Here is a 25,645-nt window from a genome sequence, read left to right on the forward strand (position 1 = left end):
ATCCCGTCGCGGCTCCCTATATTCCGGCACCATGGCGCTGCGCTCCACCGACATCCTCACCCAGACCCCGCAGGGGCTCTTCTGCCCCCTCGGCGACTTCCACATCGACCCGGTCAGGCCCGTGAAGCGGGCCCTGATCACCCACGGGCATTCGGACCATGCCCGCTCCGGCCACCGGGCGGTGCTCGCCACCCGGGAGACCCTGCGGATCATGGCCGTTCGCTACGGGGAGGATTTCGCCGGCACGACCCAGGAGGCCCCCCTCGGGGAGGATATCCGCCTCGGGGACGTGACCGTGCGCTTCACGCCCGCCGGTCATGTGCTCGGCTCGGCGCAGATCACCCTGGAGTCAGGCGGCACACGCATCGTCGTCTCGGGGGACTACAAGCGGGCCGAGGACCCCACCTGCCTGCCTTACGAACTCGTGCCCTGCGACGTCTTCATCACCGAGGCGACCTTCGGCCTGCCGGTCTTCCGCCACCCGGACACGCGGGGCGAGGTGCGCAAGCTCCTCGATTCCGTCCATCTCTTTCCCGAGCGCGCCCATATCGTCGGCGCCTATGCGCTCGGCAAGGCGCAGCGGATCATGGCCCTCCTGCGGGAGGAGGGCTACGACAGGCCGATCTACCTGCACGGCGCCATGGAGCGCCTGACGGAGCTCTATAAGAGCGAGGGCATTCCCCTGGGCGAGACGCCGAAGGTCGTGGCCGCGGAGCGCTCCCGGCTCGCAGGCGCCGTCGTGCTCTGCCCGCCCTCCTCGGTCCAGGACCTCTGGTCGCGCCGGTTTCCGGACCCGGTCACCTGCTTCGCATCCGGCTGGATGCGGGTGCGCGCCCGTGCCCGGCAGAAGGGCGTCGAGCTGCCCCTCGTCATCTCGGACCATTCCGACTGGGACGATCTCTGCCGCACCATTCTCGAGACCGGCGCCGGAGAGGTTTGGGTGACGCATGGGCAGGAGGATGCCCTCGTCCATTGGTGCACCATGCAGGGCATCCGGGCACGGCCCCTCCACATGCTGGGCTACGGCGACGAGGGCGAGGCGGAGGAGACGCCCCATCCTCCCGTCGAGGAGAAGAGCCCGGGAGGCGCCCCATGAACCGGTTCGCGGCCCTTCTCGACCGGCTGGCCTACGAGCCGCGCCGCAACGCCAAGCTGCGGCTGCTGGTGGATTACTTCCGCCACACGCCCGATCCCGACCGGGGCTATGCCCTGGCGGCCCTCACCAATTCGCTGATGTTCAAGGAGGCCAAGCCTGGCCTGATCCGCGGCCTCGTGGAGGAGCGCACCGACCCGGTCCTGTTCCGCATGTCCTATCACTATGTGGGCGACCTGGCCGAGACGACGGCGCTGATCTGGCCGGGGCCGGCCGATCAGCTCCCCGCCGCGCCCGGCCCCGGTCACAACAACCCGCCCCTTCATGTCCCGACGATCTCGGAGGTCGTCGAGACGCTCGCGACCACGGGCAAGAGCGAGCTGCCGGCCCGGGTCGCCGGCTGGCTCGACGCCCTCGACGAGACCGGGCGCTGGGCGCTCCTCAAGCTCATCACCCGGGAGCTGCGCGTGGGCGTGTCGGCGCGCCTCGCCAAGTCGGCCGTGGCCCAGCTCGGTGGGGTCGAGGCCGATGAGGTGGAGCTGATCTGGCACGGGCTGGAGGCTCCCTACGAGGACCTGTTCGCCTGGGTCGAGGGGCGTGCCGCGAAGCCCGAGAGCAGCAACCCCGCCCCCTTCCGCCCGCCGATGCTGTCGCATCCGCTGGAAGAGGAGGACATGGCGAAGCTCGATCCTGGCGAGTTCCTGGGCGAATGGAAATGGGATGGCATCCGCCTCCAGGCGGTCGCAGGCCGCGACGGCGAGGGCCGCCTCGTCCGGCGCATCTATTCGCGAACCGGGGAGGACGTGTCGGGAGCCTTCCCGGACTTGGTGGAGGCCCTCGCGTTCGAGGGCGCCATCGACGGGGAGCTCCTCATTGTCCGCGAGGGCCGGGTGCAGAGCTTCAACGTGCTTCAGCAGCGCCTCAACCGGAAGGCTGTGACGCCCAAGCTCATGGCCGAATTCCCGGCTCATCTGCGGGTCTACGACATCCTCACCGAAGGGGACGAGGACCTGCGCCACCTGCCCTTCGCGGAGCGGCGCCAGCGCCTCGAAGCCTTCGTGGCCCGCCTGGACGATCCTCGCATCGAACTCTCGCCCCTGGTGGAATTCTCGTCCTGGGAGACCCTCGCGGATGCCCGGTCCGATCCGGCTTCCGTTGGGGCGGGCCCCGATGCAGACGCCATTGAGGGCTGCATGGTGAAGCGGGCCGACAGCCCCTATCTGCCGGGACGCCCCAAAGGCTACTGGTACAAGTGGAAGCGCGACCCCTATCTTGTCGACGCCGTGATGATGTACGGCCAGCGCGGGCACGGGAAGCGCTCGTCCTACTACTCGGACTACACGTTCGGCGTCTGGCGCGACGGGCCGGGCGGCGAGGAGCTGGTGCCCGTCGGCAAGGCCTATCACGGCTTCACGGACGAGGAGCTCCTGCAGCTCGACCGCTTTGTCCGCAACCACACGGTCAACCGCTTCGGCCCCGTGCGGGAGGTAGAATACGGCCGGGATCGCGGCCTCGTGCTGGAGGTGGCCTTCGAGGGGCTGCAACGCTCGACCCGGCACAAATCCGGCGTCGCCATGCGTTTTCCCCGGATCAACCGCATCCGCTGGGACAAACCGGCCGCCGAGGCGGACCGCCTCGAGACCCTGGAAAGGATCCTCGAACGGGGCGAAAAGGAGATCCACCCGCTCGAGGAGCCGAAGGGCCTCGGCCGGGAAACGGAGGATCAGGAGCCATGACCATGCTGTCGGTCGAAACCCTCACGGAGGGCAGTGTGACGCAACAGGCCCTGGGGCGCCTGGTGGTCGAGACCCGAGGCCAGGGCTTCACGGAGCTGACGGAGCCGGCGGCCCGGTGGGTCTTCGGGACCGGGATCCTGCACGGGCTCCTCACGGTCTTTTGCCGCCACACCTCGGCCTCGCTCCTCATCCAGGAGAATGCCGACCCGGACGTGCGCGAGGATCTGCTCACCGCCCTTGACCGGCTGGCCCCGCGCGACGGCTCCTATGTCCATGCCACGGAAGGCCCGGACGACATGCCGGCGCATATCCGGACCATGCTCAGCGCCTCCAGCCTGACCATCCCGGTCACGGAGGGCCAGATGGCCCTCGGGACCTGGCAGGGCCTTTTCCTGGCGGAGCACCGCGACCGGCCGCACCGGCGCGATATCCTGTTTCACCTGATCGGTGCCTGAGGGCCGAGATCCCGTTTCCGGCTCCATCGATCCGGCATTTCGCGGTAGAATGACCGTGTGACCTTCCGTTCTCTGCCTTGCCAGGGCAGGCGGGAAACGGATAAGGCTCGAAGGGTTGCGTGGGAGAAGACGAGTGCAGGGTCAAAACACCACGATCATCATTGCCGACGACCACCCGCTCTTCCGGGGCGCGTTGCGGCAGGCGATCGGCTCCGTCATGCCGAAGGCGCGGGTCATCGAGGCCAACGGCATGGACGAGCTGAACACCGTGCTGGGGCACGAGCGGGATATCGACCTGATCCTCCTCGACCTGACCATGCCGGGTGTCCAGGGCTTTTCCGGGCTCCTCTCGCTCCGGGCCCAGCATCCGGAGCTTCCCGTGGTGATCGTCTCGGCCACCGAGGAGGCGACCGTCATCCGCCGCGCCATGGAATTCGGCGCCTCGGGCTTCATCCCGAAATCCATCGATATCGACAGCATCGGCGGCGCCATCGGAGCGGTGCTGGCCGGCGACGTCTGGACCCCGCCGGACGTGGACCTCTCGGCCGCCGAGGACAAGGAGACGGCCGATCTGGTGCGCCGCCTCTCCACCCTCACGCCGCAGCAGGTCCGGGTGCTGACCATGCTCTCCGAGGGGCTCCTCAACAAGCAGATCGCCTACGAACTCTCGGTCTCGGAAGCGACCGTGAAGGCCCATGTCTCGGCCATCCTCGACAAGCTCGGCGTCGACAGCCGCACCCAGGCGGTGATCGCCGCCTCGAAGATCGGCGTCACCCAGCGCCCCTCCCCGGCCAGCGCCGACTAGATGAAGCCCGGTCCGGATTCCGGACTTTCGCCGTTCGGCCCCTCTCTCGCCCTTTGGGGGCTCGTGCCCGACGGCGCGCCCATCGCCACGCCGAGCAGCGATCTCCTGCCGGTCCGCCGGGACGGCGAGCCCGCCATGCTCAAGATCCCCCGAGACGAGGAAGAGCGCTTCGGCGGTCTTCTGATGGTGTGGTGGGATGGTGACGGGGCGGCACGCGTTCTCGCCCACGACGAAAATGCCCTTCTCCTCGAGCGCGCGACGGGGCCTCTCTCGCTCGCCGGGATGGTCCGGGCAGGCTGCGACGACGAGGCGAGCCGCATCATCTGCCGGGTCGCATCGAGGCTGCACGCCCCGCGCCCGAAGCCCCTGCCCGACCTGATCCCCCTGGAGCGCTGGTTTCGCCAGCTCGGCCCCATGGCGGCACGGCAGGGCGGCATCCTCGCCGAGGCCGATGCGGCGGCGCGCCACCTGCTCGCCACGCAGCGCGACATCGTTCCCCTGCACGGGGACATCCACCACGGCAACATCCTGGATTTCGGGGATCGGGGCTGGCTCGCCATCGACCCGAAGCGCCTCGTCGGGGAGCGAACCTTCGATTTCGTCAACGTCCTGCGCAATCCCGAGGGCGATGCGGCTTTCGCGCTCGCTCACCTCGGCCGGCGGTCCGCGATCCTGGCCGAGGCCGCGGGCCTGGACCGGACGCGGCTTCTCCAGTGGCTCCTGGCCTTCGCGGGCCTCTCGGCCGCCTGGTATCTGGACGACGGCATGGAGCCGACGCTCGACCTCGCCATCGCGGAGCGCGCGGCGGCGGAGCTTTCGCGGTCCTGACTCAGAGCCCGTTCACGAAGGCATCGATCCGCGCCAGGGCCCGCTCGGTCATGGCGCTCTCGTAGCGGATGAACACGTGGCAGCCGCCCGGCCAGATTGCGAGTTCGGTCCGATTGGCGAAGGAAGCCCAGCGCGCCGCCATGAACAGGGTGTCGTCGAGGAGGAGATCCCGGGTTCCGACAGAAAACAGGGCCGGCGGCATTCCCTTGAGATCAGCGTAGAGGGGCGAGAGATCCGGATCGCGCCGGTCCGGGTGCGGACCGCACAGGTTGTCGGCGAAGATCCGCACGTCTCGCGTGTTGAGGACGAGCTTGTCGGTACCCCAGTTCAGGACGCTCGGGGTCAGGCTCAGGTCGTAGCAGCCTGCAAAAAGGTTTGCGCCCCGGAACGGGGTCAGCCCGTGCCGGTCGCGCAGGCGCAGCAGGGTCGCGGCCGAGAGATGCGCCCCGGCCGATTCGCCGCCAATGAAGAGACGCTCGGTCCCGAAGCGGGCCTTCGCCTCGCGGACGACCCAGAGGGCCGCGGCCTCGCAATCGTCATGGGCAGCCGGATACGGATTTTCGGGCGCGAGCCGGTATTCCACCGAGACCACCGCCAAGCCGCAATGGTCGGCCATCCGGTCGAGATAGGGATCCTGCTCGTCGGCGGTGCCCCAGGTCCACCCCCCGCCATGGATGTGGAAATAGACCCCCTTGGGGTTCTCGGGCACGATCAGCCGCAGGGGCAGAGGGCCTGCGGGCCCGTCGATCTCGATCGTCTTCGCGCGCGGGCTCTTCGGCAGCGGCGGGAACGGGCCGAGGCCCTGCCGCCGGGCCTCGCGTACGGCCTCGACCGGGACCGACCAGGGGTCGGGAGATGCGGACAGCCGGGCCAGGATCTCGGCATTCTGCGCCTCGATTTCCTCGCTGACGCTCGAAGGGTCGAAAAGAGTAGGGTCGATCATGCCACGCTCGTGTGAGGTTGCCTTAGCGGCCGTCCCTTGCGATGAAGCACACGCAACGGCCGCGGTCCAGCACCGCGAAGGGATGAGGAAAAAGGGACGATGTCCAACATGAACCGGTTACTCGGCGGCGCGCCCGGCTCCGTGCTGGTCAAGCTGATCTTCCTGTCCCTCCTGGTCGGCGCCTTCATGGCATTTCTCGACATCACGCCCTTCGGCCTGGTGGAGGGGATCTACAACTGGCTGCGCTCGCTTCTGGGGCTCAGTATGGATACGGTGGTCGAGATCGGGCGTTGGATCGCCTATGGTGCGATCATCGTCGTTCCGCTCTGGCTGATCGCGCGGATCTTCGGCCGGCACTGAGGATTTTTCCCATGGAAGGTTCCGTTTCGTCGCGGCGGATTGTCGTCACGCACCGGCGCATGCTCGCGCTCGCGCTGCCCATGACCCTGTCCCATGTCACGACGCCGCTGCTCGGCCTCGTAGACGCAACCGTGATCGGGCGGCTGGGGCAGGCGCATCTGCTGGGAGCCGTCGCTCTCGGCGCCGTGGTCTTCGATTTCGTGTTCTGGAGCTTCGGCTCCCTGCGCATGGCGACCGCCGGCATGACCGCGCAGGCAACCGGCGCCGGCGACCGGCACGAGGTGGACAGGGCGCTTGCCCGCGCCCTGCTCGTCGCGGCCGTCACGGGCCTCCTGCTGATCCTGCTGCAATGGCCCATCGCCCTGGTGGCCTTCCCGCTGACCGGCGCCAGCGACGCCGTGCAGGGGGCGCTCGCGACCTACTTCTACATCCGCATCTGGGCCGCGCCCTTCACCTTGGCGAACTACGTCATCCTCGGCTCGACCCTCGGGCGAGGACGTACGGATCTCGGCCTGTTCCTGCAGGTCGCCATCAACGTGGCGAACATCCTGCTCACCTCCGTGCTGGTCCTCGTCTTCCAATGGAGCGTCGCGGGCGCGGCCATCGGCACGGCGATTGCGGAGGTCTTCGGTGTCGGCCTCGGCATCCTCGTTCTGCGGCGGCTGGGCTCGAACCCCTTCTCGGTCGCCTGGCGCGAGATCCTCAACCGCGCCGCCATGCTGCAGACCCTGAGCATGAACCGGGACATCATGATCCGCAACATCGCGCTTATGATGGCCTTCGCGGTCTTCAGCGCCATGGGGGCCCGCACGGGCGACGTGACGCTCGCGGCCAATGCGGTGCTCTACAACATGTTCATGATCGGCGGCTATTTCCTCGACGGGTTCGCGACCGCGGCCGAGACCCTGTGCGGCCAGAGCATCGGCGCCCGCGATGCGCGCGGCTTCCGCCGCGCCGTCACCTTGAGCCTCGGCTGGAGCTTCGGGTTCGGCCTCGCGGTGTCGGCCGCCTTCCTCGTTGGGGGCCGGATGTTCATCGACTTCGTCACCACGAGCCCGGACGTGCGTGCCTATGCGCGCGACTATCTCGTCTATGCGGCGCTCACGCCCCTCGTGGGCGCGGCCGCCTTCGTGTTCGACGGGATCTATACCGGAGCGACCTGGACCAAGGCGATGCGCGACCTCATGCTCCTCGCCATCGTAGTCTACGGCGCGGTGATTTTCGCGGCGGGCTCGCTCGGGAATACGGGTCTGTGGATTGCGCTTCTCGTCTTCCTGGGCACCCGCGGCCTCGGCCAGGCCGCGCTCTGCCCCCGGCTAACCCGCAGGACCTTCGCGGGCGAGGCCTGATCCGTCTTAAAAGCGGCCTTCCGCAATAAGGGCGGCATCGCGCCCGAGCGCAGCGTCCAGGGACGTGTTCTCCCGGTCGAGGATCCGCGCAAGGCCCCGCTTGATCTCGGCAACGAGGCCGGGGCCCTTGTAGACCAGAGCCGAATAGAGCTGCACGAGACTCGCGCCCGCGCGGATCTTGGCCCAGGCCGCCTCGGGGGAATCGACCCCGCCGACACCCACCAGGGGAAGCTTCCGCCCGACCCGCAGATAGGTTTGCGCCAGGAGGATCGTGGAAGGCGCGAAGAGCGGCTTTCCGGACAGGCCGCCAGTCTCCCGGGCCAGCGTCTTCTCCTGAAGGCTTTCGGGGCGCGCCACAGTGGTGTTCGACACGATCAGCCCGTCGACCCCGCGCCGCAGGGCGGTTGCCACGATGGCGTCGAGGGTTTCCAGGGAGATGTCGGGCGCGATCTTCAGGAGGACCGTGGTCTTCCGGTCGACCTCGTCCCGCGCCGCGACGCAGCGGGCGAGAAGATCGTCGAGGAAGGCTTCGCCCTGAAGGTCGCGCAGGCCCGGCGTATTGGGCGACGAGACATTGATCGTGAGGAAATCCACGAGGCCCGCAAGGGCGCGCACGCATTGGGCGTAGTCGGCGATACGATCCGTCGATTCCTTGTTGGCCCCGATATTGATTCCGACGATACCGGGGCGGCCGCGCCGGGCCGCAAGGCGGCGGCGGATGACGTCCAGCCCCTCGCTGTTCATCCCGAAGCGGTTGATGACCGCTTCGTCGCGGGCGAGCCGGAACACCCGCGGCCGCGGGTTCCCCTCCTGAGGCTTGGGCACGACGGCGCCGAGCTCCACGAAGCCGAACCCCAGGGACAGAAGCTGGTCGGCCACCTCGCATTGCTTGTCGAAGCCCGCCGCGAGGCCGACCGGATTGGGAAAGCGGCGCCCGAACACCTCGACCGCGAGTCGCGGATCGTCCGGCGCCGGAGAGCGCGGCGGCAGCAGCGAGAGGCTGCGGATCGTGAGGTGGTGGGCCGTCTCCGCATCGAGCGCATGGAGGACCGGCTTGGCGAAGGGGAACAGGCTGGCGATCATGCGGAGAGATCCGGAAACACGTGGCGGCCGTCCTCGGCGAGGGGCAGCGGCTTCACCCATAGCACGGCCGAGAGAGGCAGCGACCCATAGAGATGGGGAAACAGATCCCCGCCGCGCGACGGCTCGTAGCGCAGGGCATCGCCGAGGCGCTCCGCCTCGACCGCCACGAGGACGAGATCGTCCTGGCCGGCGAAATGCTTCTCGGCCGTCTCCCGCGCCTGTGCGGCCGTGGAAAAGTGGATGTACCCATCCTGGAGGTCGATGGGTGCTCCTTCGAAGACTTTTGCGGCCTCCGCAGCCTTCCAGAGCGGCCGGGAACAGATTTTATAGATGATTGCCATGGCGCATTTGAGTAGCGCCGGGCCCGAACGAGAGCAACCGGAAGATGGACGCGTTGTCGCTAGCCCTTGTTCTCCCTCGCGGGAGCCATAGAACAACCTTAATTCCTAATCATAGGTTCGGTTTCCAGTAGAGTTTTTGGCACCTCTCGAAGGTTCATCATATGTTGTCCCATGAGCGCGTTTGGGCCGCTATCGATGCCCTGGCTTCCCGCCACGGCATGACCGCATCGGGCCTCGCCCGCAAAGCCGGGCTCGACGCCACCAGCTTCAACAAGTCGAAGCGCACCAGTCCCGAGGGCCGGGATCGCTGGCCCTCGACCGAGTCGATCGCCAAGATTCTCCGCGCAACAGGCGCGACCCTGGAGGATTTCCTGCGTCTGGTGGAGCCTTCGGGCTCCCTGCGCCGCTCGACGATTCCCCTGATCGGCCTGACGCAGGCGGCCTCCGGCGCCAAACTCTTCACCGAAGAGGGCCTGCCGGTCGGAGGACCGGGCTGGGACGAGATCGACTTTCCGGATTTCGGCCAGGAGAAGGTGTTCGCCATCGAGGTGACCGGCGACTCCATGGCGCCGCTCTACCGCGACGGTGATATCCTCATCGTCTCCCCGACCGCCGGCCTTCGCAAAGGCGACCGGGTGGTCTTCCGCCTGAACAGCGGCGAGATCCTCGCGAAGGAACTCCGCCGCCGCTCGGCCAAGACCCTGGAAGTCGGCGCTTTCGAGCCCGGACAGGAAGACCGGGCGATCCCGGCAGAAGACGTCGCCTGGGTCGCCCGGATCATGTGGGCCCGCCAATAGGGCCGGGTCAGGCCGCCCGCTCGGCGCCCCTCGCCTTCAGGAAGGCCTCGTGTTCGCTCACGAGCTTGCCCTCGAGAGCCTTCTGGATCAGCTCCCGCGTCTCCTTCACGCCGAACAGGGCCACGAACGAGCCGAAGCGCGGGCCGCGCGGCTCTCCCAGAAGCACCTGGTAGATCGTGTTGAACCACTCGATCGAGACGCCGGGCCGCTCGGGTGTGGCGCCCTTCGCCTTGAAGTCCTGGTAGCGCGGCTCGGCCCGGCCGACATTGTAGATCTCTTCCTGGATCGCCTCGGCCGTCACCGGACGCTCGCCGGTTTCGAAGGCGCCGAGGACCTCCCGGAGCTTGCTCAAGGATGCGGCCTCGACCTCGTCCGCCAGGCGATAGGCCTTCTGCGGCTTCACGAAATCCTCGAAATAGCGCGCGGCGCGCTTCACGAGGCCGTCGAGACGGGGATGGGTCTCGGGCGAGACCGTCGGCGCGTAGCGGCGGATGAAGCCCCAGATCACGCCCGGATCCTCCGAGTTCGCCACCGCCACCAGGTTGAGCAGCATCGAGAAGGAGATCGTGGTGCCGGGCTGGTTGCCGCCGCCCGAGGAGACGAGCTCCGGCGCGGGCGGATGACCCGCGTGGAGATGCCAGACCGGATTCATCAGGCGCGCCTTGGCGTCCTGCGCCGGGTACTTCTCCAGGAAGGTCAGATAATCGTCCACCTGCCGGGGGATGACGTCGAAATAGAGCTTCTTGGCCTCGCGCGGCTTGTTGAACATGAACAGGCCCAGGCTGTCCGGCGTACCATAGGTGAGCCACTCGTCGATGGTCAGCCCATTGCCCTTGGACTTGGAGATCTTCTGCCCCTTCTCGTCCAGGAAGAGCTCGTAGTTGAACCCTTCCGGCGGCAGGCCGCCGAGGGCCTTGGCGATCTCGCCCGAGAGCTTCACGCTGTCGATCAGGTCCTTGCCGGCCATCTCGTAATCGACGCCGAGCGCAACCCAGCGCATGGCCCAGTCGGGCTTCCATTGCAGCTTGGCATGGCCCCCCGTCACTGGCGTCTCGAAGCGCTCGCCCGTCTCCGGATCGCGCCAGACGATGGTGCCCGCATCGAGCTTGCGCTCGTCGATGGGCACCTGCATCACGATCCCGGTCTTCGGGTGGATGGGCAGGAAGGGCGAGTAGGATTGCTGCCGCTCCTCGCGGAGCGAGGGCAGCATGATGGCCATCACGGCGTCGTAGCGCTCCAGCACCGTGAGCAGGGCCTTGTCGAACCGGCCCGCCTTGTAGCACTCCGTCGCCGACAGGAACTCGTAGTCGAACCCGAAGGCATCGAGGAATTCACGCAGGCGCGCATTGTTGTGGTGCGCAAAGCTCTCATGGGTGCCGAAAGGATCCGGCACCTGCGTCAGGGGCTTGCCGAGGGAGGCGCCGACCAGCTCCTTGTTCGGGATGTTGTCCGGCACCTTGCGCAGGCCGTCCATGTCGTCCGAGAAGGCGAAGAGCCGCGTCGGGATGGTATCGCCGGTCAGCACGCGGAAGGCGTGGCGCACCATGCTGGTGCGGGCGACCTCGCCGAAGGTCCCGATATGCGGCAGGCCCGAGGGGCCGTAGCCGGTCTCGAACAGCACTTCCTTCTTGCCGGTCCGTTTGAGCCGTTCCACGAGCTTGCGGGCCTCCTCGAAGGGCCAGGCGGTCGCGGTTTGAGCGGCATCGATCAGAGCGGAGTCGAGTGAAAGCGGTTGGGACATGTGACCAGAAGCTGATGGGAAACGCAGTAACCTAGAGCGGTTTTCGTCACGATGGAACCGAAACCCGCCCGGGCGGAAGGAAAGCAGGATCGACCGGGCCTAAGGCCCGGCAATCGCTTGCCCGATCAGTCCTCTAGGCACCCGGCCGTCCGGGGTCAATGCGGCTTAACGCGGCTCAATAGAGACCGACGGGGAAGAAGCGCAGGTAAAGCTCCGCATATTTGCCGTCCTTCCAGAGCTGCTGGAGCGCGTAATCGAAGGCCCGGCGCAGGTTCTCCTCGTCCTGGCGGACGATGAAGGCGATCCCCTCACCGAAGAACCGGCTCTCCAGATAGGGGCCGCCGGCGAAGTCGCAGCACCCCTCCGAAGCCTCGCCGCCGATCCATAGGGCGAGGCCCAGGCCGTCGGCGAAGAGGTAGTCGATCTTCCCGTCCTTGAGGGCGCCCTGCGCCTCCGCCAGATCCCCGAACGGCTTGAGGACGGCCCCCGGCATGAAGGCCTTGGCATAGGCCTCGTGCGCGGTGCCCCCCACGATTCCGACAATCTTACCCGCCAGCACCTTGGCGGTGGGCGGCGGCAGGTTGCGGTCTTTCCTCGTCGCGAAGCGGGCCGGGATCTTGAAATACGGGCCCGTCACGGAGAAGCGCTGCCGCAAGGATGCCGTGACCGGGATGGCGGCCGCCACCACGTCGCCCTGCCTGTCCGCAAGGGCATCGAGCAGGGTGTCGAAGCGGCGGACCTGGACCGTGCAGGCGATGGCCAGCCGCTCGCAGATGGCCCGCGCGAGCTCCACCGAAAAGCCCGTGGGATTGCCGTCGAGACCGCTGAAGTGCAGGGGCGGGAAATCGTCGTCCACGAGAAAGCGGATCGGGCGCAGGCCCGTCAGGTCCGGCCGCTCGAGCTGCGCCTTCGGGTCCCAGAAATTGGGGATCGCGACGTCGTCTGCCACTGCCGGCGCCGGAGACAGCCCAAGGGTCAGGCAGAGGGCCAGGCCGAGCGCCGGCAGAACCGCTCCCAGAGCCGGGCGCTTGATCTTGCGGACGAAGCGGGCGATGGTCGAAGCAACATTATATCTTTTTGGCACGCACCGTCCTCTTGCAAGCAGCCCCGCCACCGTCGTCCCGGCCGCCCGTCTCCTGGCAGGAGGGTCTAGCGGAGGTCCGCCGACAGTCAACTCTCGCAGACGCCGCCCTGCCGGCCGAAATCGCCTTTCTGGCCGCACACGGCATCGCGCCCACCCTCCTGCGAGAAGCATCCCTCCGTGCCGCAGCCTCCGGCGTTGCGGCCGACGTCTTCCTCCTTCGGAACGGCCTCGTCGGAGAAACCACATTCTACCGGGCCCTGGCCATGGAACTCGGGCTCCCCTTCACGCTCTCGCCGCGCCTGTCGAGACATGCCCGCTATCCGGAGAGCCTCCTCGCCGGCCTCGCGCCGCTTTACGGGATGCAGGGCTTCGCGGCGGCCCCATCGGGCCCGTCCCTCGCCTGGCTCCTCGGGCATCGGAACCGGGCCGCCGGGAAGCTCGTCGTCACGACGCCTTCCGCGCTGCGCCGCGCCGCCATGCGGGCCTCTTCCCGCGCCATCGCCCATGAGGGCGCGAACGCCCTGTGCGAGGCGGCGCCTGATCTCTCGATCCGGGACGGGCTCGACGCGCGCCAGGTGGCGACCTTAAGCGCCCTTTCGGGCCTTCTCGCCTATGGCGGGATCTCGGCGCCCAGCGCGACCCTGGCATTCCTGGCGGCGAGTTTGAGCCCGATCTTCTTCACGGCCGTGACCTTACGTCTCGCGGCGGTGCTGCTGCGCATTCCCGTCTCTCCGGCAAGGCCGGAAGCGCGCCTGGAGGATGCCGCCCTGCCGGTCTACACGATCATCGCGCCGCTCTACCGGGAGCAACGGATCGCGACCCGGCTCGTGGCGGCCCTCTCCCGGCTCGACTATCCGGCCGCCAAGCTCGACATCAAATTCGTCCTGGAGGCAGATGACCCGGAGACGCCCGCGGCCCTCGCGAAAGTGCCCATGCCGGGCTTCGTGGAAGTGATCGTCGCGCCGCCGGGGCAGCCGCGTACCAAGCCGCGGGCGCTCAACATCGCCCTGCCCCTGGCCCGCGGGCTCTACACGGTGGTCTACGACGCCGAGGACGTGCCGGATCCGGGCCAGCTGCGCCAGGCCGTCTCGGCCTTTGCGTCGGCCCGGCCGGATACGGCCTGCCTCCAGGCCCGTCTGACCATCGACAACACGGACGATACCTGGCTGACGCGCCTCTTCACCATCGAGTACGCGGTGCTTTTCGACGTGTTCAATCCGGGGCTCGCAGAGATCGGCAGCCCGGTGGCACTCGGCGGCACCTCCAACCATTTCCGCACCACCCTGCTCCGCCGCGCCCATGGCTGGGACGCCTGGAACGTGACGGAAGACGCGGATCTCGGCATCCGCCTGGCGCGGCTGGGCTATCGGGTGCTGGACTTGCCCTCCTCGACCTTCGAGGAGGCGCCCGGGACGCTCAGGGCCTGGATGAACCAGCGGACCCGCTGGATGAAAGGCTTCATGCAGACCGGGATCTGCCATTTCCGCCACCCGCTCAGAACAGCCGCGCAGCTCGGGCCCTGGGGTTTTCTGAGCGCCCTTGCGCTGACCTGGGGAACGGTTCTGAGCGCCCTGGGCTTTCCTCTTCTCACAGGGCTTTTCGTGGCGGCACGGCTCGCGAGCGTTTCCCAGCGTACGTCCCTGTTGGATCTCGCGAGCGGCGTGCTGTTCGTGACCGGGCTCGCGGCCATCCTGCTGCCGGCCATGGCAGCCCTGCGGCGGCGGCGCCTGTGGCGGCTCGGACCCTGGGTGCCGCTTCTGCCGTTCTATTATCTGCTCGTGAGCGCGGCGGCCTGGCGGGGATTATGGGAGGTGACGCGGGAGCCATTCCGCTGGAACAAGACCAGCCACGGCCTGGCGCGTACGTCGCGAAGCGGCTGGCTTCAGAAGCACCAGGCGAGCGCCGACGAGACCACGTCGCTGAACACGGCCGCGCCCTGACGCCACCAGAGCAGGCCGCCGGCGCCGACGAGGCAGAGGGTCGCCGCCACGATGAGGCCGCGGCCGATCAGCCGCTCCTGCCGTTCCGCTTTCGAGATGTCCGATCCGATGCTCATGCTTCTATCATAGGCGGACTTGCGGCCACAAAAAAGGGGACGCTGTCGAGCGTCCCCTTTCGGCTTGGATTGCACCGGATCATGCGGCCTTCTTGGTGGGCCAGCCGAGCTCCACCAAGCGGGCCTTGGCGAAATCGCGGATCTCGTCGCGCACGCCCTCCGGCAGGTCGTTCAGGATGCGCTGCGTATCCGCATGCAGCATCAGGTCCGTCACGGCATTGATGCTCTTCGCCTTGCCGATCTTCTCTTTGAGACCGGCCTCGACATCCGCATCGGACCCGACGATCTCGACCGCGTTCTTGTCGGCCGCGGGAAGCGGCTCCCCATGGGCCGGGCGGCTGTTCTTGAACTCGTCCGCCTCCTCCTCGGAATAGACGAGCCCGTGAAGCTCGATGAGCTTCAGGATCACACGGTCCTTCGCCCGCTTCTCGGCCATGGCATAGACATAGGCTGCCTGCTTGCCCGAGACCCGGTAATTCGTGCCCACGAGAGCCTCGCCAATGGACCATTCCAGCCGCTCGCCCATGCGGCCCGTCACCAGGATGACGGCCTCGTCCCGTTCAGCGCGGACGATGGTCGGCGGTTCGAACTGGATCGCGGCCTGGGCGGCGATGCGCTCCAGCGCCTTGTGGTAAATCACGGCCGTGCCCTGGACCCGCCAGACATTGCCCGCCATCGGCTCGCCGAACTTGGCCAAAACCTCGGCAATCTTCTTGTCGGTCGTATTCATGCTCGTTCCTCGTCTCGCAAGGTGCGCGCACCGGCTCCAAAGCCTTCGAAAGGGACCGCCACGACACGCTTGTTCTTTGTTTGTTCTATATCAGATCGGACCTCCCCGATCCAGTTTCAAGGCAGTATTGCCAAGGTTAAAACCCCTTATTTTCCAGCATTATGCGCCTCAGCGTCGTTTTGCCTCAAGGTCATAGGAAAGATCACGAAAGACGGCACCTCGCCGCGTTGGGTCCGACAACCGCGAAAGAGGCCTGCTGGAATTGACGCCCCGGCCTTCGTTCTATATTTGTTCGCATGAAATCCAGCTCGAAAACCCGGCTCCCGGCCCGGAAGCCGCCGTTCCGGAGGACCGGATGACCGCGCAAGCCCTTCCCGACCATCTTCCCTCGCGCCGCATCGCCCGCGCCGGAACGAAGCGCGCCCGCGGCAGAGCCTCGGCCCCGCCTGCCGCCCGCCCTGCCCTGATCGCGGATTTCCTCGCCATCTGCGAGCTCGATCCGGAAATCGAGGCCCTGCGGGCACCTGCCTCCGCGGCCACTTTCACGCTGGGGGACGAGACCATCGCGCACATGGCGGATTTCGAGATCGTCCGCGACGGTGCATCCTTCCTCGTCGACGTGGTGACGGAAGAGGATCTTCTGCGGCATCCCTTACGCGCCGCAGCGCTTCACGGCTTCATGGCCGAAGACGGGCGTCCCTTCGCGTTCGAGACGGCCGCGAGCATCCGCGCGGAGCCGCGCTTCACCACCGTGCGCCTCGTCACGGCCTGCAAGCGCACCCTCGTGACGGCAGGCGACCGGGTGCGCATACTCCACCAGCTCGACGAATGCGGGACCATGCGGCTGGTGGATTGCGCAAGCGCGGCCATGAACGCAGCCGACGGCGTCGCGGCCGTCCTGGCACTTGCCTGCGAGGGGCTGGTCGCGGTCGACATCAACCGTCCGATCCTGCCCGAGACACCGGTGCGACGGCGCCGCCTGCCTTACTCGGACCCCTTCGCTTTTTAACACTCGGTCAAGTGCGGGCGTGCCGCTCCACCGCTTCGTCGAGAAGCGAGCGCACGATGGCGCGCACCGCATCCGATGCCTCGCCGGCGGAGAACCGCGTCTCGATCTCGTCGCGCAGGATGGCGCCGTCGCCGCTCCGCTTCAGCTCGGTCGCGGTCTCGGCCTGGAGCAGGGTCACGAAGGCGCTCTCGACCGCCTGCGCCACCGCCGCCTCGTCGGCGGCCTCGACCATGCGCCCCGTGAGATCGAACACATCGGCCTGGAAGGGCAGCGGCTGCGGGCTCAAACTCCCGTCGGCGCCGAGGATCCAGGCGCGCGGCACATGGTCCACCAGGTCGACGGATTGGCGCGTGATATTGCCGGGATTCATCCAGCGGGTCCGGCCGGCCGTCACGCTCTTCTGCGTCTTGTGGATGTGGCCGTTGACCAGAAGATCGCATCCCTCCACGGCGAAGGGCGGAACCGCGCCCGGATAGCCGCCCTCGAAGGCGATGTCGTGGTGGCTGAACCAGGCCTGCCAGTCCACATCCGTGAAGGAGCCGCGGATGTCGGTGGGAATGTCCTGTCCGTAGGGCGTCATGCCGATGCCGATGCGGCGCTCGCCGATGCGGTAGGCAGCGACCGGCGCTGACGCCGCAACCACATCGACCACGTCGCACAGGCCGAGGAGCGCGAGGCTGTCTCCGTCCGTCAGGGTCATGTGCCGGATGTCGTGGTTGCCCACATTCACGACGGGACGATGTTTGAAGCCCTTCAGGATGCGGACGAGCTGGTTCTTCAACGCCACGTCGGTCTCGACCGGGCGGTCGAACAGGTCGCCCAGGATGACCACCGCGAGGTCCTGCGCATTGGCGATGCCGACGCAATGTTCGAGCTTCGCCAGGACAGGCTGCGGCCAGAGTTCGTCCTTGCGCCGGCCCGGACGGCGGGAGCCCACATGGGGATCACCGATCACCAGAAGGCCGTTGCAGGCGCGGGGTTCGAGGCGGTCACCGGAGAGGATCATGCGGTCATGCGCTCCATGGCGGAATGGGCCTGGTGGTCCAGAAGAGTCTCGGCGCTCACGGGGCCGCCGCAGGTCGGGCAGAGGCCGCCGCTTTCCTCGACGAGCTGCGCCATCTCGGCTCGAAGGACTTCAGCTTCGGCATCGATCCGGGTCAGGCGCTCGCGCGCATCGGCGCCGCCGCGCGCCAGATCGGCGATGTGGGTCAGGATGTCTTGCGCCGGCGCGGGATTTTCAAGGCCCGGCAATGCGCCCGGCAAAGCCTGCAGGCAGGACAGGCGCGCCTCGGCACGGCGCAGGCGCTCCGTGGTTTCAAGAACCGCGCGGGCAATGCGCTGCCGCTCCCCGTGCCGCTGCAGCTGAAGGCCAAGGGCCGCGACGCTTGCCGGATCGGGCAGCGCCGCCGTGGCCTGCGTCCGGGCCCGGGCCCGTGACAGATTGCGGGCGAGATCCTGCAGCAGGGTGTGCACACGCCCAAGGGAATCGAGGCGCCGTTCCGCGTCCCCGATCGCGACGGCGCGCTTCTGCGCGTCCGCGAGAGCGGCCTTCAGGCCGTCGAGGACCGTAAGAGATTCGAGTTCCTCCTGCAGGGCCGCGAGCTCCCGCTCACCGTTGCGCACCAGCGCATTGTCGCGGGTGCAGCGCTCGCGGTGGATCGCCAGCATGTCGCGAATGTAGCCGGCCTCCTGCCCGATGGAGAGAACGGCCGAGCGGCGCGAGGCGGGCTCACCCAACAGGAAGACCGGAAACTTCTGGTGCGCGATGTGGACGTCGAGATCCTCAACCTTCCGGATCTGGAACAGCTCCGCCACCCAGTCCGGCACCGCGCGCCCGCCGGACTCGTAGCGCATGCCCTGCCGCTCCACGACGCTGCCGTCCGCTTCGTGCAGCGACCAGACATTGACGGGCGTGCGGCGCGGCTGGCGCGTGAAGCGCAAGATCCGCCGTCCGGCGACGCCGATCTCGACAATCGCGGCCTTCGCGCCGGCGCGCACGAGACTGTCGCGCGCCTCGCCGTAGAACACCGCGCGCAGGGCACGGATGAAGGTGGACTTGCCGCGATTGTTCGGCCCGATCAGCGCATTGACGCCCGGGCTCAAGGGAAGCGTCGCGTCCGCATAGGCCTGGACATTGACGAGGCGGATGAAGCGCAGCCCCGGCGCCGCATCGTCGTCCCAGAGCGCATCGCAATCCGTGGTCTCGACCGTGACGCCGGACATGGGCTCGCCGGAAATGCGCGCGATGTGGAAGCGGTCGGAGAATTCCGACAGGTCGTGATGCGAAACCGCGAAGCACTGCACGCCGAGCCGCCGGGCGCCGTCCTCGAGAACACGGTAGAACGACGCGACCCGCTCGGGCGCGATCCAGCAATCGGCCTCGTCGAGAGCGAGGAAACGCGCGACATCGGCCTTCACGACCGCGATAAGCCGCAAAGCCATGCCGACCACATTGGTGAGCGCGCCGCCATTGTCTTCCAGCACATCCTCGAGATTGCCGTCGGGACGCCGCACGCAGATGTCGAGCGCCGCAAGGCCACGCTCGGTCGACAGGTCGAGAGCAACCGGCTTCTCGCCCGGCAGGACCTCCTGCACCAGGGCCGAGAGGAGCGTCTCGAACGCTTCCAGGTTGCGCCGGCTGGCGCTGCCATGAACGGCCTCGATGAAGGCCTCCACCTCGTCCTTTACGGCAAGGCGGCCCTTGGCAAGTTCGATCTCTCGCGTCAGCTCGTCGCTGCGTGTCTTCAAGGCGTCGCGCCGCCCGTCGAGCCGCGCCAGCGCCGCCGCCGCGCGGGCGACTCTCTGGCCGACCATCCCGGCATCCGTCACGGTTCGCTCCCCAATTGCCGCAGACGGGTCTCGACCTCGCGCAGGACGGAATCGAATTCCTCGACACGTTTCGCATTCTCGGACAGGGCCGCGTCGATCAGTCGCCGCAGCTCTGCTTCGTCGTCGGTGCCGAATTCCTCGCGTGCCCTGGTGCGGGCCTGGTCGAGCTCACGCGCCAGCCTGTCGACCTCGCCTTCAGCGCGGATCCGTTCGGCACGCAGGCGCTCGAAGGTGGCGCGCATCTTCTCCAGCCGCCCGAGACTGTCGTTCTCCGGGCGTTTCAGGCTCGTCATCGTCGGGCGTCTCCATTCCACGGTGCGGCGATTCATCCATCAAGCTGAGCAGTAAAGAGCCGCGAGAACTTTTGTCGTCATCTCGCAGGCCGCCAGCACGATCCCTTTAATCCTACGCCACTGTTTCCCACATAATATCCGTTACTCCGAGATTACAGCCCGCGCGAGCGCATTTGCTTGACACCGAATCTCGCAGGCGTATGTTCTCATTTTGTTCCTGTTTCAACTCATGCGCGTCGGTGATGGCGCCTTTATGGCGTCGGATGAATACCGGGAGGATGTCGGAATGACGGCCGTAGCGGACGAACAATCGATCGTCGGGAACGAGGCGATCTTCGAGAACGAAGACTGGCTCGTGACCGCAAGCGGCCTCGAGCACAAGGGAACGGGCTATTTCATCGGCCGGGAGAGCCTGGGCTCCAGGCGCGGCGACGGGCTCTGGGCCTGGCCGCTGCACATGGCCGAGAAGAGCTGGTGCGCCATGACGCCCTTCTCGGAGGCTTTCGCCTGCGCGGTGGCTTTTCACCGGATCGATTCGGACATCGACCTCGCCCGAAGCTTCACCATTGCCCGGCGGGATATCGCCTCCTGGCCGCAGGCGGCCGAGGCCGAAAAATCGGTCCCGTCCCCCCTCATGACCTTGCAACGGACGCCCCGGAATCCCATCTATGTAGGACGCAAATACGCAGACAATTCAGAGAATTGCGAGGCTTCCAGGCCCTCCGCGAATCCTCGCTTCCGCGACCCCGATGGCCTCCGCGCCTCCCCGTCCCGGACGCGCCTTCGTTCCTCCCGCTTCGATCTCGTGCGGGCCCCGAAGCGGATCCGCAGGACTGGTACGAAGCTCGTTCGGATGATCCAAGCCGCATGGAACATAAAGTGAACTTATGGCCAAGCTCGCCCCCTGCCCGGTCGGCCGAGAGGTCGTTTCGCCGGGCTGGTGGAACGCACGACATGACGGCTCCGCCGGAGACCGCTGAGGACTTCGCCGGGCACGTGATCTTCGCGATCTGCCAGGCGAGCGTCACGCCCTCCGTCGGGCGGCGAGCCCATGAGCAGTGCATGCGCGCGCTCGCCATGGGCGCCACGGCCCGGCTGGGTTTTCGCCACCCCGGCAAGGCGGATGCGATCGACCGCGTCTGGCGCGAGCGCGACCGCCTCTTCGCTGATTACCTGGCGAGCAACGACAAGCTCTCGTTCCTGGCGAACCTGCCGTGGATCGGCCCCGTGACGAAGAGAACCCTGGCCCGCCGGCTCGGCCTCATGGCCGCGCAGGAGCATCGGGCCGTTGCCTGAAACCGAAGAAGAACGACAAGAAGAGGTGTCACCGATGTCCAAGGAACGTGCAAGCGATGTGGGATTCTGCGTCGTCGACAGCAATGCCGACGTCATCGCCGATAACCTCATCCACCGGATCCGCGAAAACGCCGTCGAAATGGAAAGCCAGGTCAACCGGCTCTATCGCGGCCGTCATGCCTACGATCTCGGCGAAGGGTCTAGAGCCGATCTCGGCAAGCTCATCGAGCGGCTGAACTACATGGCCAGGACCCTGCGCGAGATCGAGGGCGCGCAGTCGAACGTCGTCTATCTCCAGGCGGCTGAGTAATCCTTCGCCAGACCTTTTTCTCCGCCGCGATCCCGCGGCGGATTTTTTATGCGCATTGTCCCTCGCATCGTGCCGGGAAGCGGACCCGACTTCCCGCAGGTGCAACCCTTCGGAGCGTTTTGAACGATCCGCAGATCAAGGACGAGCATCGGATCAGCGTCGAGACGGCCTCCATGGTTGGATCCCCTGCCCGGCGCCTGCGGCCTCGCGTTTTGGCCCGCATCGCGCCTTCCTTTCCGGTCTCCACCCTACAGCCCTCGTCCTGTTCCCCACTCCTTCCACAGTGAAGCTTCTCAACGCTCGCCCGGTCGCCCGCCGGCCGACACTGCCCTTGCCATTTTCCAAGAACAAATATAGAACGGAACCGATGTCCTCGTTCGGGGCAGGAGAGCGAAACCGACCTGACAGACGTCAGGAGAGATGAAGTGGAGATGTCCCATGGCGGGCAGTGTGAACAAGGTGATATTGGTGGGGAACCTGGGGCGTGACCCTGAGGTGCGCCGGCTGAATTCGGGCGAGCCGGTGGTAAACCTGCGGATCGCCACCTCGGAGACCTGGAAGGACAAGGCCTCGGGCGAGCGCAAGGAAAAGACCGAGTGGCACTCGGTGGTAATCTTCAACGAGAACCTGGCCCGGGTGGCCGAGCAGTACCTGAAGAAGGGCTCGAAAGTCTATATCGAGGGGCAGCTGCAGACCCGCAAATGGCAGGACCAGAGCGGGGCCGAGAAATACACCACCGAGGTGGTGCTGCAGCGCTTCCGCGGCGAGCTGACGATCCTGGACAGCCGCGGCGGCGGCTCGTCGGAATATGGCGAGGAGGAGCAAGGCCAGGTCAGCCGCGGCGGCGAGTTCGGCCGCTCCTCGCCGATGGAGCGCCGTCCGGCGGCCGCACCGAGCGGCGGCGGCTCGCGCTTCAACGACCTCGACGACGACATTCCGTTCTAGGTCGCGCCCCTCTCCCGGATCCCGGATGTTTCCGGGATCCGTTTTTGTATGCGCAACCCGGAATCATTCGCATTGCGTCGGGAGAGGGTCGGGGTGAGGGCGCGACCTCTCCGGAGAAGCCGCAACCCTCACCCGGTGCTGCGCACCGACCTCTCCCTCCAGGAGAGGTGAAGGAAGCGCTACTCCGCTCTCCTTCCGCAATCTCGGATAGGCGTAGGAAGCGCTGCCCTGCTCTCCTCCCCCTTGTGGGGAGGAGCTGGAGGTGGGGGTGTCGGCGCTGAGCCGAATCCAGGCTGGCGCTCACACCCCCACCCTGACCCTCCCCACAAGGGGGAGGGAATGCCGGCGTGCTTGCTCTGTCTGTTCCGCTTTCGTTCTTGACAGGCCGAGCTAGCTAAGCTATATCCTTGCGCATCCGGTCCCGCCGAGGGACGCGCTCGCGAGGCGTCGCCGAATGCGGGGGCCGGAACGGTCCTGCGGTCCCACCCGACGCAAGGTGGCGCCCAGGGGGCCCCGGCGCCGCTCGCGTTCTCGACACGCGACGCCGCGACCGGGCAGTACGTGACCCTTCCGCCGCCGGTCCGCCGAAACAAACCGTGCGCGCTGAGGCTTCGGCTCACCGCATTTCCCCATCCCCCCATCCGAGCCGGAGCGATCCAGAGCGTCCCCCTCGATCCTGCTTCACCCTCCGGGCCGAACAGCCCGGAGGGTGAAGCGGCATGCCTTCAAGGCGCCATCGTCATTGCAAACCGCTTCCCCGTCATTCCGGGGCAGTGCGAAGCGTTGGGCCCGGAACCCATAACCATTGAGCTTTCCAAGAAAGGCGAGGTGGTTCTTACAGCTCCTTATTCCGCACCGTCAGCGGTTATGGGTTCCGGGCTCGCCTTCGGCGCCCCGGAATGACGGAGGAAGCGCGACACCTCCCCTCCCCCTTGGGGAGGGCCAGGGTGGGGGTGTGAGCGCTACGGTCTGAAAGTCCAGCCCCCTCTCCAACTCTCCCCCACAAGGGGGGAGAGCAACGCGGCGCATCCGATGGACGCCTGAGATCCGTGAAGGGAGAGCCGTGTTGCCCTCCGAGAACTCTTGAGACCCATGGGGCAGGCACGAAACAATCCCCCACTCCCGCCCCTAATCCGGCCCGACCCGAGCCCGGGCAGCCCGCTCGGCCTGGCGCAGGCGGCGGGCGGCTTCGCGCAGCTCCTCCCGGTCCGGGAGCCACCAGCCCCGGCTTGCCCTGAGACCGGGCTCGTCCGGCTCCCGCGCGGGCCGGGCACGATAGAGTTCCTGCAGGACGGGCCGGCGCCAATGCGCCCAGGCATACCGTCCCAGGTGTTCCTCCAGATGCGGATAGAGATCTCTGAGACCTGGATCCGACAGAGGCTCGGCCGCGATCTCCTCGAACACCACGATGCCCCAGGACCGGGTCGCCACGGGCTGCTCCAGAGGCGGCAGGTCGTCGCCGGGCACAGGGTAGCGCTGCCGTCGGCGCTCGGCCTGCACGATGCGGATCGCCTCCTGCGCCTGCGGGCTCAGGCGCCGTGCCCGCCGGGCCTCCGGCTCGTTGCGGCGGGCCGCCTCCTCGATCTCCGGCCACAGGGTGAGCAGATCCTCATAGGACCGGAACGGCACGCGCCAGGCCTTCCCTGCGGGATCCCAGCGGGCCCAGGGGATCCGCCGCATAGCCTCGACGACCGTGCGGGAATAGGGCGTGCGCACGACCAGATCGTCCCCCACCGTGAGATAGGGGCTCTCCAGGGGCTCGAACGCGAAGGCATCCCGCCCCCGGTCGTCCGCATGGCGGTCCAGGGTCTGGAGCTCCCGCGAAATCCAGGTATCCAGACGGCGCAGCGCCGTGGTCCCGGGCACGAACCAGCATTGCTCCTCGGATCTCCAGCGGGCGCGCGGAAACGCGTCCCGGAAGCGGCGCACCAAGTCACGGTCATACGGGAAAACCGCGAAGGCGCCCGGCCTCTCGCCCTCGGCCGGGGTTACGCGGAAGGCCGATGCGATCTCCATGGGCACGCGAACGTCGCTCCCTCCTCTGCCTGGACAACACCCGCGTCCCGCCTTTCGATCCCGCAGCGGGCGGGATGCGCCCCATGGCCCCGGCCCCTGGGCGAATGCCGATCTTCCCCTACAAAGGAGGGGAACGGAAACGGTCCAGCTCCGGCTGGATGCCGTTTCGCCCATTGAGCAGACCCATGACCGACCAGAGCTTTCGCCTGAAATGGCTTTCACGCCCCGCCTTCCGCCTCGCCAGGAAGGCCATGCCCGGCCTCTCGGCCACCGAGCGCGAGGCGATCGAGGCCGGCGACGTGTGGTGGGACGGCGACCTGTTCACCGGCAACCCGGACTGGGACAAGCTCCTGGCCGTGCCGCCCGCCAGCCTGTCAGCGGATGAGGAAGCCTTTCTGGCCGGTCCGGTCCAGACTCTGTGCGGGATGCTGGACGACTGGCGCATCACCTGGACCGACCGGGACCTGCCGGAGGAGGCCTGGGACTTCCTGAAACGGCACCGCTTCTTCGGCATGATCATTCCCAAGGAGCACGGCGGCCTCGGCTTCTCGGCCTATGCCCATTCGGAGGTGGTGCGGACCATCTCGACCCGCTCGGTCGCGGCCGCAGTCGCGACCATGGTGCCCAACTCCCTCGGCCCGGGCGAGCTGCTCCTCCGCTTCGGCACAAAGGAGCAGCAGGATTACTGGCTTCCCCGCCTCGCCGACGGGCGGGAGATCCCCTGCTTCGGCCTCACCAGCCCGGAAGCCGGATCGGACGCCGCCTCGATGACCGATACGGGCATCGTCTGCCGCGGCGAGCACGAGGGCCGCGAGGTTTTGGGCATCCGCCTCAACTGGCACAAGCGCTACATCACGCTTGGCCCCGTCGCGACCGTGCTCGGCCTTGCATTCAAGCTGCGCGATCCCGAGCGCCTCCTCGGACAGGAGGAGGAGATCGGCATTACGGTCGCGCTGGTGCGCACGAACACGCCGGGCGTCGAGATCGGCCGGCGGCACATTCCCTGCTTCCAGATGTTCCAGAACGGCCCGAACGAGGGACGGGACGTGTTCATCCCCCTCGACGACGTGATCGGCGGGCGCGAGCGCGTCGGCCAGGGCTGGCGCATGCTCATGAGCGCGCTCGCGGCCGGGCGCGGGATCTCGCTGCCGTCCCTCTCGGCAGCCGGCGCCGCCTTCGCGGCCCATACGTGCGGCGCCTATGCGCGGGTGCGCGAGCAGTTCCACATTCCCATCGGCAAGTTCGAGGGCGTGCAGGAGAAGCTCGCGGCCATTGCGGGCACGGCCTATCAACTTGACGCTGCGCGGCGGCTTACCTGCGCGGGCCTCGACCAGGGCCATCACCCGGCCGTGGTCTCCGGCATCATGAAGCTCCAGGCCACGGAGCGCATGCGCACGGCCCTGAACGACGCCATGGACATTCATGGCGGCAAGGCAGTGATCGACGGGCCGCTCAACTATCTCGGCAATTTCTACCGGGCCATTCCGGTCGGCATCACGGTCGAGGGCGCGAATATCCTGACCCGCTGCCTCATCGTCTTCGGCCA

Annotated in this window: 26 protein-coding genes (1 of these 26 cut by a window edge); 15 read left to right on the forward strand and 11 right to left on the reverse strand. The window is 67.5% G+C overall.

The features are described 5' to 3' along the window. The first annotated feature begins 31 nt into the window (after positions 1 to 31). The 5 genes from C4E04_RS16645 to C4E04_RS16665 all read left to right on the forward strand — a co-directional run bounded on the left by C4E04_RS16645 (position 32) and on the right by C4E04_RS16665 (position 4,917). On the forward strand, positions 32 to 1,096 hold the full coding sequence (locus C4E04_RS16645; protein ID WP_109599171.1) for a ligase-associated DNA damage response exonuclease: 1,065 nt from the start codon (positions 32 to 34) through the stop codon (positions 1,094 to 1,096). Next, positions 1,093 to 2,829: a cisplatin damage response ATP-dependent DNA ligase gene (locus tag C4E04_RS16650; RefSeq protein ID WP_109599173.1), complete on the forward strand. Its 1,737-nt coding sequence runs from the start codon at positions 1,093 to 1,095 to the stop codon at positions 2,827 to 2,829. Before C4E04_RS16645 ends, C4E04_RS16650 begins: the two co-directional genes overlap by 4 nt. 2 nt (positions 2,830 to 2,831) lie before the next feature. Then, entirely contained in the window at positions 2,832 to 3,284 is a 453-nt protein-coding gene (locus tag C4E04_RS16655) for a secondary thiamine-phosphate synthase enzyme YjbQ (RefSeq protein WP_109599175.1), read from the forward strand. 133 nt (positions 3,285 to 3,417) lie between these two features. Next, complete coding sequence (locus tag C4E04_RS16660; protein ID WP_109599177.1) at positions 3,418 to 4,089, forward strand: response regulator transcription factor; 672 nt, start codon at positions 3,418 to 3,420, stop codon at positions 4,087 to 4,089. Further along, entirely contained in the window at positions 4,090 to 4,917 is an 828-nt protein-coding gene (locus C4E04_RS16665; RefSeq protein ID WP_109599179.1) for an aminoglycoside phosphotransferase family protein, read from the forward strand. A 1-nt stretch (position 4,918) separates the two neighbouring features. On the opposite strand, the gene C4E04_RS16670 is transcribed toward C4E04_RS16665, so the two are convergent. Beyond that, positions 4,919 to 5,860, reverse strand: coding sequence for an alpha/beta hydrolase (locus tag C4E04_RS16670; RefSeq protein ID WP_109599182.1), 942 nt, complete (start codon positions 5,858 to 5,860; stop codon positions 4,919 to 4,921). Between the two features lie 108 nt (positions 5,861 to 5,968). On the opposite strand from C4E04_RS16670, the gene C4E04_RS16675 reads away from it, so the two are divergent. Together C4E04_RS16675 and C4E04_RS16680 are read left to right on the forward strand one after the other, a co-directional pair. Next, a complete protein-coding gene (locus C4E04_RS16675) occupies positions 5,969 to 6,220 on the forward strand; it encodes a DUF6460 domain-containing protein (protein ID WP_245416133.1) in 252 nt (83 codons plus the stop codon). Positions 6,221 to 6,231: 11 nt separating this feature from the next. After that, positions 6,232 to 7,569 (forward strand): MATE family efflux transporter, encoded by a 1,338-nt coding sequence (locus tag C4E04_RS16680; protein WP_109599186.1) that lies wholly within the window; start codon positions 6,232 to 6,234, stop codon positions 7,567 to 7,569. 6 nt (positions 7,570 to 7,575) lie between these two features. Here the strand turns inward: C4E04_RS16680 and C4E04_RS16685 are convergent, their stop codons facing one another. Then, on the reverse strand, positions 7,576 to 8,652 hold the full coding sequence (locus C4E04_RS16685; RefSeq protein ID WP_109599189.1) for a quinone-dependent dihydroorotate dehydrogenase: 1,077 nt from the start codon (positions 8,650 to 8,652) through the stop codon (positions 7,576 to 7,578). Further along, complete coding sequence (locus tag C4E04_RS16690; RefSeq protein ID WP_109599191.1) at positions 8,649 to 8,993, reverse strand: DUF952 domain-containing protein; 345 nt, start codon at positions 8,991 to 8,993, stop codon at positions 8,649 to 8,651. The genes C4E04_RS16685 and C4E04_RS16690 overlap by 4 nt, the downstream gene beginning before the upstream one ends. Positions 8,994 to 9,154: 161 nt before the next feature. Between C4E04_RS16690 and C4E04_RS16695 the strand changes: the two genes are divergently transcribed. Continuing rightward, positions 9,155 to 9,790 (forward strand): helix-turn-helix transcriptional regulator, encoded by a 636-nt coding sequence (locus C4E04_RS16695; protein ID WP_109599192.1) that lies wholly within the window; start codon positions 9,155 to 9,157, stop codon positions 9,788 to 9,790. A 7-nt stretch (positions 9,791 to 9,797) separates the two neighbouring features. Here the strand turns inward: C4E04_RS16695 and C4E04_RS16700 are convergent, their stop codons facing one another. Together C4E04_RS16700 and C4E04_RS16705 are read right to left on the reverse strand one after the other, a co-directional pair. Continuing rightward, positions 9,798 to 11,531, reverse strand: a complete 1,734-nt coding sequence (locus C4E04_RS16700; protein ID WP_109599194.1) for a lysine--tRNA ligase — start codon at positions 11,529 to 11,531, stop codon at positions 9,798 to 9,800. Between the two features lie 175 nt (positions 11,532 to 11,706). Further along, a complete protein-coding gene (locus C4E04_RS16705) occupies positions 11,707 to 12,522 on the reverse strand; it encodes a transporter substrate-binding domain-containing protein (RefSeq protein WP_245416344.1) in 816 nt (271 codons plus the stop codon). 104 nt (positions 12,523 to 12,626) lie between these two features. Between C4E04_RS16705 and C4E04_RS16710 the strand changes: the two genes are divergently transcribed. Then, complete coding sequence (locus C4E04_RS16710; protein WP_109601229.1) at positions 12,627 to 14,555, forward strand: glycosyltransferase family 2 protein; 1,929 nt, start codon at positions 12,627 to 12,629, stop codon at positions 14,553 to 14,555. Here C4E04_RS16710 and C4E04_RS20970 read toward each other — a convergent pair. Together C4E04_RS20970 and C4E04_RS16715 are read right to left on the reverse strand one after the other, a co-directional pair. Next, on the reverse strand, positions 14,498 to 14,671 hold the full coding sequence (locus C4E04_RS20970) for a hypothetical protein (protein ID WP_162559213.1): 174 nt from the start codon (positions 14,669 to 14,671) through the stop codon (positions 14,498 to 14,500). The two genes, C4E04_RS16710 and C4E04_RS20970, sit on opposite strands and share 58 nt — an antisense overlap. Positions 14,672 to 14,750: 79 nt before the next feature. Beyond that, positions 14,751 to 15,401, reverse strand: a complete 651-nt coding sequence (locus C4E04_RS16715; RefSeq protein ID WP_109599196.1) for a trna delta -isopentenylpyrophosphate transferase — start codon at positions 15,399 to 15,401, stop codon at positions 14,751 to 14,753. A 355-nt stretch (positions 15,402 to 15,756) separates the two neighbouring features. Here C4E04_RS16715 and C4E04_RS16720 point away from each other — a divergent pair, with 355 nt between their 5' ends. After that, positions 15,757 to 16,410, forward strand: a complete 654-nt coding sequence (locus C4E04_RS16720; protein ID WP_109599198.1) for a hypothetical protein — start codon at positions 15,757 to 15,759, stop codon at positions 16,408 to 16,410. Positions 16,411 to 16,417: 7 nt separating this feature from the next. Here the strand turns inward: C4E04_RS16720 and C4E04_RS16725 are convergent, their stop codons facing one another. Genes C4E04_RS16725 through C4E04_RS16735 form a run of 3 tightly spaced genes read right to left on the reverse strand, consistent with a single transcriptional unit; the run spans position 16,418 to position 19,532 of the window. Then, positions 16,418 to 17,416 (reverse strand): metallophosphoesterase, encoded by a 999-nt coding sequence (locus tag C4E04_RS16725; protein ID WP_109599200.1) that lies wholly within the window; start codon positions 17,414 to 17,416, stop codon positions 16,418 to 16,420. Then, complete coding sequence (locus C4E04_RS16730) at positions 17,413 to 19,239, reverse strand: AAA family ATPase (RefSeq protein ID WP_245416134.1); 1,827 nt, start codon at positions 19,237 to 19,239, stop codon at positions 17,413 to 17,415. The genes C4E04_RS16725 and C4E04_RS16730 overlap by 4 nt, the downstream gene beginning before the upstream one ends. Further along, positions 19,236 to 19,532, reverse strand: a complete 297-nt coding sequence (locus C4E04_RS16735) for a hypothetical protein (protein ID WP_109599204.1) — start codon at positions 19,530 to 19,532, stop codon at positions 19,236 to 19,238. Before C4E04_RS16735 ends, C4E04_RS16730 begins: the two co-directional genes overlap by 4 nt. 286 nt (positions 19,533 to 19,818) lie before the next feature. On the opposite strand from C4E04_RS16735, the gene C4E04_RS16740 reads away from it, so the two are divergent. The 4 genes from C4E04_RS16740 (at position 19,819) to C4E04_RS16755 (ending at position 22,083) form a co-directional block, all read left to right on the forward strand. Further along, a complete protein-coding gene (locus C4E04_RS16740; RefSeq protein WP_162559436.1) occupies positions 19,819 to 20,415 on the forward strand; it encodes a hypothetical protein in 597 nt (198 codons plus the stop codon). A 71-nt stretch (positions 20,416 to 20,486) separates the two neighbouring features. Next, positions 20,487 to 20,828, forward strand: a complete 342-nt coding sequence (locus tag C4E04_RS16745; protein WP_109599208.1) for a hypothetical protein — start codon at positions 20,487 to 20,489, stop codon at positions 20,826 to 20,828. Positions 20,829 to 20,862: 34 nt separating this feature from the next. Further along, positions 20,863 to 21,138, forward strand: a complete 276-nt coding sequence (locus tag C4E04_RS16750) for a hypothetical protein (RefSeq protein WP_109599210.1) — start codon at positions 20,863 to 20,865, stop codon at positions 21,136 to 21,138. 438 nt (positions 21,139 to 21,576) lie between these two features. Continuing rightward, positions 21,577 to 22,083, forward strand: a complete 507-nt coding sequence (locus C4E04_RS16755; protein WP_109597739.1) for a single-stranded DNA-binding protein — start codon at positions 21,577 to 21,579, stop codon at positions 22,081 to 22,083. Positions 22,084 to 23,211: 1,128 nt separating this feature from the next. Here C4E04_RS16755 and C4E04_RS16760 read toward each other — a convergent pair. Then, complete coding sequence (locus tag C4E04_RS16760) at positions 23,212 to 24,099, reverse strand: hypothetical protein (protein ID WP_109599212.1); 888 nt, start codon at positions 24,097 to 24,099, stop codon at positions 23,212 to 23,214. Positions 24,100 to 24,284: 185 nt separating this feature from the next. On the opposite strand from C4E04_RS16760, the gene C4E04_RS16765 reads away from it, so the two are divergent. After that, positions 24,285 to 25,645: the 5' portion of an acyl-CoA dehydrogenase gene (locus tag C4E04_RS16765; protein WP_109599214.1), read on the forward strand. 952 nt of this gene lie beyond the right edge of the window; the window shows 1,361 of its 2,313 coding nt (coding positions 1-1,361); it begins with the start codon at positions 24,285 to 24,287; its stop codon lies beyond the right edge, outside the window.

This window comes from Microvirga sp. 17 mud 1-3 (assembly GCF_003151255.1).
Classification (GTDB): domain Bacteria; phylum Pseudomonadota; class Alphaproteobacteria; order Rhizobiales; family Beijerinckiaceae; genus Microvirga.

Coding starts and splice junctions, on each gene's coding strand:
- C4E04_RS16645 (WP_109599171.1), top strand. CDS start 32: ATGGCGCTGCGCTCCACCGACATCCTCACCCAGACCCCGCAGGGGCTC.
- C4E04_RS16650 (WP_109599173.1), top strand. CDS start 1,093: ATGAACCGGTTCGCGGCCCTTCTCGACCGGCTGGCCTACGAGCCGCGC.
- C4E04_RS16655 (WP_109599175.1), top strand. CDS start 2,832: ATGCTGTCGGTCGAAACCCTCACGGAGGGCAGTGTGACGCAACAGGCC.
- C4E04_RS16665 (WP_109599179.1), top strand. CDS start 4,090: ATGAAGCCCGGTCCGGATTCCGGACTTTCGCCGTTCGGCCCCTCTCTC.
- C4E04_RS16670 (WP_109599182.1), bottom strand. CDS start 5,860: ATGATCGACCCTACTCTTTTCGACCCTTCGAGCGTCAGCGAGGAAATC.
- C4E04_RS16675 (WP_245416133.1), top strand. CDS start 5,969: ATGAACCGGTTACTCGGCGGCGCGCCCGGCTCCGTGCTGGTCAAGCTG.
- C4E04_RS16680 (WP_109599186.1), top strand. CDS start 6,232: ATGGAAGGTTCCGTTTCGTCGCGGCGGATTGTCGTCACGCACCGGCGC.
- C4E04_RS16685 (WP_109599189.1), bottom strand. CDS start 8,652: ATGATCGCCAGCCTGTTCCCCTTCGCCAAGCCGGTCCTCCATGCGCTC.
- C4E04_RS16690 (WP_109599191.1), bottom strand. CDS start 8,993: ATGGCAATCATCTATAAAATCTGTTCCCGGCCGCTCTGGAAGGCTGCG.
- C4E04_RS16695 (WP_109599192.1), top strand. CDS start 9,155: ATGTTGTCCCATGAGCGCGTTTGGGCCGCTATCGATGCCCTGGCTTCC.
- C4E04_RS16700 (WP_109599194.1), bottom strand. CDS start 11,531: ATGTCCCAACCGCTTTCACTCGACTCCGCTCTGATCGATGCCGCTCAA.
- C4E04_RS20970 (WP_162559213.1), bottom strand. CDS start 14,671: ATGAGCATCGGATCGGACATCTCGAAAGCGGAACGGCAGGAGCGGCTG.
- C4E04_RS16715 (WP_109599196.1), bottom strand. CDS start 15,401: ATGAATACGACCGACAAGAAGATTGCCGAGGTTTTGGCCAAGTTCGGC.
- C4E04_RS16720 (WP_109599198.1), top strand. CDS start 15,757: ATGACCGCGCAAGCCCTTCCCGACCATCTTCCCTCGCGCCGCATCGCC.
- C4E04_RS16725 (WP_109599200.1), bottom strand. CDS start 17,416: ATGATCCTCTCCGGTGACCGCCTCGAACCCCGCGCCTGCAACGGCCTT.
- C4E04_RS16735 (WP_109599204.1), bottom strand. CDS start 19,532: ATGACGAGCCTGAAACGCCCGGAGAACGACAGTCTCGGGCGGCTGGAG.
- C4E04_RS16740 (WP_162559436.1), top strand. CDS start 19,819: ATGACGGCCGTAGCGGACGAACAATCGATCGTCGGGAACGAGGCGATC.
- C4E04_RS16745 (WP_109599208.1), top strand. CDS start 20,487: ATGACGGCTCCGCCGGAGACCGCTGAGGACTTCGCCGGGCACGTGATC.
- C4E04_RS16750 (WP_109599210.1), top strand. CDS start 20,863: ATGTCCAAGGAACGTGCAAGCGATGTGGGATTCTGCGTCGTCGACAGC.
- C4E04_RS16755 (WP_109597739.1), top strand. CDS start 21,577: ATGGCGGGCAGTGTGAACAAGGTGATATTGGTGGGGAACCTGGGGCGT.
- C4E04_RS16760 (WP_109599212.1), bottom strand. CDS start 24,099: ATGGAGATCGCATCGGCCTTCCGCGTAACCCCGGCCGAGGGCGAGAGG.